The organism is Micropruina sp., assembly GCF_047607385.1.
In the GTDB taxonomy this organism is placed as follows: Bacteria; Actinomycetota; Actinomycetes; order Propionibacteriales; family Propionibacteriaceae; genus Micropruina.
Map to the genome: position 1 here is coordinate 1 of NZ_JASGDE010000154.1, position 6,531 is coordinate 6,531.

The 6,531-nt window shown below is 70.6% G+C and carries 3 protein-coding genes; 1 reads left to right on the forward strand and 2 read right to left on the reverse strand.

Translation table 11 applies throughout. The annotated features are described in order from the left end of the window. A partial coding sequence (locus tag QM582_RS13665) for a CDP-glycerol glycerophosphotransferase family protein (protein ID WP_415085261.1) occupies positions 1-1,224 on the forward strand: 1,224 nt, incomplete at its 5' end. 53 nt (positions 1,225-1,277) lie between these two features. On the opposite strand, the gene QM582_RS13670 is transcribed toward QM582_RS13665, so the two are convergent. Both QM582_RS13670 and QM582_RS13675 read right to left on the reverse strand, forming a co-directional pair. Continuing rightward, a complete protein-coding gene (locus QM582_RS13670; RefSeq protein WP_415085262.1) occupies positions 1,278-4,217 on the reverse strand; it encodes an Ig-like domain-containing protein in 2,940 nt (979 codons plus the stop codon). 76 nt (positions 4,218-4,293) lie between these two features. Beyond that, complete coding sequence (locus QM582_RS13675; RefSeq protein ID WP_415085264.1) at positions 4,294-6,168, reverse strand: glycosyltransferase family 2 protein; 1,875 nt, start codon at positions 6,166-6,168, stop codon at positions 4,294-4,296. Positions 6,169-6,531 lie beyond the last annotated feature (363 nt).

Below are 6,531 nucleotides of genomic sequence, written 5' to 3' on the forward strand. Positions count from 1 at the left end.
CCGGTCACCGTGCTGCTGGCGCTGACCGGGCTGGGGCTGCCGGCGGCGATCGTCGAGATCGCCGCCGTCGCCGGCCTGGGCGCGGCCGGCGTACTGGCCCTGCTGGAGGTCCGCTCCGCCCGCCGCCACGCCCGGCTGAAGGCGGTCACCGCCGCCCTGAACCGCTACGGCCCGCGCTTCGCGATCCTGTTCAGCGGCAAGCCGGAAGCGGCCTACCAGATCGCCATGTGGCTGCCCTACCTGGAACGCGCCGGCGAGCGGTACGTGCTGATCGTGCGGGAACGGTCCTTCGTGCCGACCGCCCGGACGCTGTCCGGTTCGCCGGTGGTGTACGCCGGGTCGGTGGAGAGCCTGGAACGCCTGCTGGTGCCCGGCATCGGCGCGGTGTTCTACGTGAACAACGAGATGAAGAACGTCCAGGGCGTCCGGATCGCCGGCCCCACCCACGTCCACCTCGGCCATGGCGACAGTGACAAGCCGCCCAGCTACAGCCCGACCACGGCCATGTTCGACGAGATCTTCGTGGCCGGCCGGGCCGGCGTGGACCGCTTCGCCGCGCACGGCGTCCTGGTTCCGGAACAGAAATTCCGGGTCGTCGGCCGGCCGCAGGCGGAGCGGGTGGCCGCAGCCCGGCAGCCGATGCCGGATCCGCCGACGGTGCTCTACGCGCCGACCTGGCGCGGCGGGCTGGTCGACATGGGCTTCGGGTCGCTGCGGATGGGCGGTGCGATCGTGGCCGCGCTGCTGCGCCGCGGCGCGACGGTGATCTTCCGCCCGCACCCCTACTCCTACCGGGACGCCGAATCGCGGGTGCTGATCCAGGCCATCGACGAGCAGTTGGCCCGGGGAGCGGGGCACCTCGGCTCGCAGGCGTCCGCCCAGCTGGACATCGTGGACTGTTTCAACCGCGCCGACGCCCTGGTCACCGACGTGTCCAGCGTCGCCTCCGACTTCCTGCGCTCCGGCAAGCCGTTCGCGATCACCGACACCGGGGTGGCGACGGTGCCGCTGGCCGAGGCGTTCCCGCTGGCCGCGGCCGGCTATCCGATCCGGCCCGACGACGACCTGGACGAGGCCGTCCGGCCGATGTTCGAGGACGATCCGCTGGCCGCGGAGCGGGACCGGATGCGCCGCTACTACCTCGGCGACCTCCCCGACGACGGCTACGCGGACGTGTTCGTCGGCGCCGTGCGGGACGCCATCGCGCGGGGAACCCGGGCCTGACGCCGAGGGCTCCCCGCGCGGGGGATCACTGGACGGCGATTACTGGACGGCGATCACTGGAGGGGGCCGACCAGGTAGTCGCCCGGTGAGACCGGGATCCAGCCGGTGGCCTTGGTGAACGGTGCCGGGAACAGGTGCAGGACGAAGCGCGTCCCGATCACCAGGGTGTCGGTCTTGGCCGACGGGGAGCTGCGCAGCACCGACAGCGATCCGGGCACCTTCTCGTTGGCGAGCGCGGCGCCGCCCAGGCGTCCGGTCCCGTTGGTGTACTCGAGCAGCTTGCACGACGAGGTGATCCCCTGCGGGATCAACTGGACCAGGCCGCGGTCCGCCCCGGTGCCGAGATCCTCACCGGGGACGCCGACCAGGTAGGAGGGCTTGCCGGAGCACTGCCGGGCCACCTGGACCGTGCTGCCGAACAGGTCGCCCGCCTCGGCGGCACCGGGGACGCCCTTGCTGTTCTGGGTGATCATCCCCGGCCAGCTGACCGAACCGGTGGCGGAGATCGTCATGGGCTGGATCGCCCCGGCGTCGCGCAGCTTGCCCACCGACTCGTTCGGGATGCCGATCACGGCGTGCGAGCCGTCCATCGACAGGGTGAGGCCGAACCGGTCGCCGGTCTCGGTGCCGTCCGGGACGCCCGGGCTGTCCTGGTTGTAGCCGGTCGACTTGTACCCGGTGCCGGCGAACCGGAACAGCAGCACCGAACCGGCCCGGGCCTTGCTGCCGATGGTCTCGCCCGGGGAGCCGACCAGCAGGTTGGCGCCGCTGGAGGCGAGGGAGTAGCCGAACTCGTCACCGGGCTCGTCCACGCCCGGCACGCCCGGCGAATCCTGCGAGATGGCCACCGGCGTCCCGAAAGTGCCGTTGGTGACCGGGAAGGCGTGCACCAGCCCGCCGGACAGCCCGGTGGCGGTCTTGGCCCACGGATCGCCGACCAGGATCACCGGATGGGGGCTGTTCACCACCGCGACCGCGGTTCCGAAACCGCCGACGCTCGGGCCGGACGCGCCCTCCGCGGACGCCACCGGCGAGGTGAGCCGCTTCACGGTGCTGGTCTTCAGCCCGGTGCTGGACCCGTAGATGACGTACGCCCGGCCGGTCTCGGTGCCGTCGACGGCATTCTCCGCCGGGGCGCCGACCACCAGATCGGCGTAGCCGTCGGTGTTGACGTCGGCCGCGACCACCTGGTTGTAGTGGATCGCCGCCGACTCGCCGAAGCCGAGGCTGCTCGGCCGGACGACCTGGTTCTCCTTGTTGCCGTTGCCGTAGCGGATCTCGATCGAGCCCCGCTCGGAGTCGGTGCCGCGATGCACGATGGCCCGGTCGACCACGCCGTCCCCGTCGAAATCGTTGGTCCGGGCCGAGGCCGGGGTGACCATGATCGTCGAGGAGCCGACCTTCGAGCCGGAGACCGAGATCGCCGAGATGGTCGCGATCCCCGGCTTGAGGGTGGTGACGTTGCCCGAGGAGTCCACCCGGGCCACCGAGGAATCGCTGGATCGCCAGTTCAGGGTGCGGACGGTGGCGTTGGTGGGCAGCACCGTCGCCTTCATGGTGAGCTTCGATCCGGTGACCACGGTCGGATTCACCGGCGAGAGCTTGACCTTGACCACGGGGATCTTCCGGGTTCCCGCCTTGGCCATGGTGAAGACGTACTGCGAGCGGGTCTCGACGGCCCCGACCACCTCGGTGTTGGTGAACCGGACGGCCAGCTCGTCGCCGCTCAGGCTGGTGCCGTTGAGGTTCGCCGAACCGCCGAAGGCGTAGGACCGCTTGGCGCCGTTGAGCGTGTAGGACAGCGTCACCGTCTTGTCGTGCACGTTGCCGAACTCGAAGTGGCTGATCAGCGAGCGGAGCTTCTTGCTCATCGCGAAGTAGGTGTCGGTGATCTCCTTCACCGAGGGCGGGCCGACCACCACCTTCACCGAGCAGCCGTCCTTCTTCAGCGCGGCCAGCGCGTCGGCCACCTTGCGCCGGGCCATGCTGAACAGCGAGTGCACCACGTAGACCTTGCAGGAGGTCTTCTTGCCCTTGAGCTTGGCGTTGGTCTGGGAGCCGAGCAGATCGCCCTCGAAGTCGGTGGTGCGCGGCGAGGGGTAGTAGGCGATGTCGCTGGACGACGAGGCGAAGCCCTTGCTGGCGCCCTGGGTGAAGCCGGGGGTCACGGTCTGGTTCATGCTCGGCTCCCAGAGGTTCTGGAGCACGTTCTGGTAGCCGGCCGCGTCGCCGTAGATGGCGAAGCTGATGTTGGACTTGCCGCCGCCGCTGGCGCCGTTCAGGTTGGACGAGGTGACCCAGAGCACGTTGTCCCAGAGCTTGCCGGTGGAGTCCTTGGCCTGCGAGAAGAGCGCGAATTTGTCGTGGAACAGGGACTCCTTGACCCGGGACAGGCAGGCCCCCCAGCCGTTGTTGCACAGCTTCAGCACGCCCGCCTTGTTGAGCAGGGTGGCCAGGCTGCTGTTGTTGGCGAGGGAGTCCTTGATGGTGATCCGGTTGCCGATGGTGTGGATGTACTGCTTGCGCTCGGCGTCGGTGTCGTACTGGTTCAGCTGGTTCATGAAGGCCGTGGTGGGGCTGAACGGGTTGGCCACCGGCTTGCCGTCGGTGCCGTAGATCGCCCACTTGTTGGTCACCGGATCGAGCCGGGGCAGCTGGCCGTCCCAGAAGGCGTTGTACACGGTGGCGTAGATGTGCTGGTACTTCGGCACCGACGAGACCAGGTAGGCGAAGGCGTTCACCGGGCGCCAGTCGTTGTCGCGGTCGAGGTTGCCGATCGAGCCGTAGATCTCGACCCGTTGCCCGCCGGCGCTGGTGGTCACCGAGTCGGGCAGCACCGGGGCGGGTTGGACGTTGGGGGAGGAGTCCGCCGGACGCAGCGCCGCAGGCAGCACCGGCGCCGGCAGGGCCTGCGCCGGTTGGGGAAGCACGGACGATGCGACCAGGACGACGCACGCCAGGGCAGCCTTCAGCAGCCTGATGGTTGTGGGCATGGGTGAACTCCCGATGAAAGACACGTGTTGGTCAGGGTGATTCTAGCTGAACAGTCTGTTCACCCTTCCCGGAGCGTCATCCCTTGTCAGAGCCCTTGGCGAGGTGTCGTCCGAGGCTTCGGAGACGATCCCAGGGGGACGCCGGGGAGCCTTCCGGCGCGCTGCTGAGCCGATCGCCGGCCCGGCCGGACGCGAACCGCAGCCGGGTCGGGAAATCCTGGTCACCGACCGGGAAACCCACCCGGCCCGGCGCCGGACGCTCGTCCAGCTGCACCCGGGCGCCGTCCTGGTCGCCGATCAGCCGGCCCGGGTAGCTGCGCCCGCCCACCGTCACCGGCTGTGCGATGTCGGTGCGGCCGTGCACCGCCACGCCGCTCAGCGGCAGCGTGAAGCCGGCTCCGGCGGCCGGAAGCCGACCCTCGCGCAGGCCGTCCCGGGCCACGCTGCGGAGCTGCTGGGCGAGGTCGATGCTGAGATTGTCGGATTTGTTGCGATAGGCGACGGCGGGGACGCCGCTGAGCAGCGCCGGCCTCGGCTCGGTGTCGGTGCGGACGGCGCCGGCCCGGGACAGCCCGTCCCAGCGGTTCACCGCGACGACGTCCCAGACCGTCGCGGCGACCGGCGCGCCGAGCGCGCAGGTCTGCGGATCGAAGCGGTTGCGGGCATGGATGGTCAGCCCGGCGGTGCCGTCCTGGAACGGGTCGACCGACACCTCGAAGTCGTGCGGGAACAGCTGCCAGGTGACCTTTTCGGCGCGTGCCCTGACCCCGACCCGGAACACGAAGCGGTGCACGGCGTCGGTGACGTCGAGCCGTTCCGCCGGCAGCGCCTCGGTCAGCTCGGCGGGCAGCCTCAGCAGCAGCCGGTCGCCGGACCGGTCGAAGCGCACCGGGTGCCCGTCGGCGTCCAGCCAGCGCGATTCCAGATCGAGTTCCAGGACGCCGTCGCGCCACTCCACTCGACCGGCGCTGGTGCGGCCCTTGATCGCGGCGTAGCTGGTGTGCAGCAGCTCCAGCAGGTCGCCGCGACCCTGCCGCAGCAGCTGGGCGCGCGGCCACTCGAACACCCCCAGCTCGGCTTCCCAGTCCGGGTCGATGAACCGGTCCTGCACCTGGCGGGCACGCCGCATCGCCCGCTCGGCGTCGTCCGGGGAGGCGTCGATCAGCGCGCGGCCCAGCCGGCGCAGCACCCGGCCGCGGTACTGGTGCAGCAGCGCCGACTCCCGGGCCGAGGCCAGTTCGGGTCCGCTCAGGGTGCGGTCGATGAACGCCATCAGGTCGTCCAGGCGATCCCAGAACTCGTCGTCGCGGGGGCCGTAGGTGGCGGAGTTGTTGCTGTCCGAGGCGTGCCAGAGATAGACCGGGGTGTCGGCCAGCACGGCGATCCGCTCCGCCTTCGCGTACGCCTCGATGTTGAAGTAGACGTCCTCCCACAGCATCCGCCGGCCCTCCGGGAAGCGGATGTCGTTGTCCAGCAGGAACTGGCGGCGGTAGACCTTGTGCGGAACCATCGGCAGCAGCCGGTCGATCCGGCCCTGCTGCTTCACCTCGGCGCTGTTGCCGTCGGCGAGGGCCGGCATGCACCACCAGGCGTCGGAGGTCTTCGACTCCTTGACGTTGAGCAGGTCGGCGCCCACCTGATGCGCGTACTCGTAGGCGCGGCGCAGCGCGTCCGGGTAGAGCGAGTCGTCGTGGTCCATGAACAGCAGGTACTCGCCGCGGGCGCGCCGGGTACCGACGTTGCGGGGACGGCTGGGCCAGCCGGAGTTCTCGATCCGGTCGACGATCAGGTTCGGACGGGTCGCGGCCAGCTCCTGCAGGTGCTGGAAGGTGTCGTCGGGCGAGCCGTCGTCGACGACGATCACCTCGAACTCGGCGGCCGGCAGGGTCTGGGCGTCCAGCGACCCGATCACCCGGTCGATGCCGGCGCCGGACCGGTAGGCCGGGACCACAACGGAAATCTTGATCGCAGGCTGGGACACCGTTGAACGCCTTTCGATCCGGGAACTGCCGCTGTCCATGGTAGTCGGCGCTCGTCCCGAACCCGGCCCGGCGAGGCCGCTGGGGCGGGCCGGAGCAGGCGACGAGCCCGGACGCCGGCGCCGGTCCCGGCTCGGCCGGCGACTATGCTGGCGCCGCCGAGGGGGTGGGGAATGGACGAAGCCGACACGCCGGTTCCGCAGGGTTCCGGGGGGCGTCGCCGCTGGTGGGCGATGGCCGCCGCCGTGCTGGCGGCGGTCGTGGTGGTGGCCGTGGTCTGGGCACCTCGGCCACCTGCTGGGTGCCGCGGGCGGCCCAGACCACGGCCACCACCA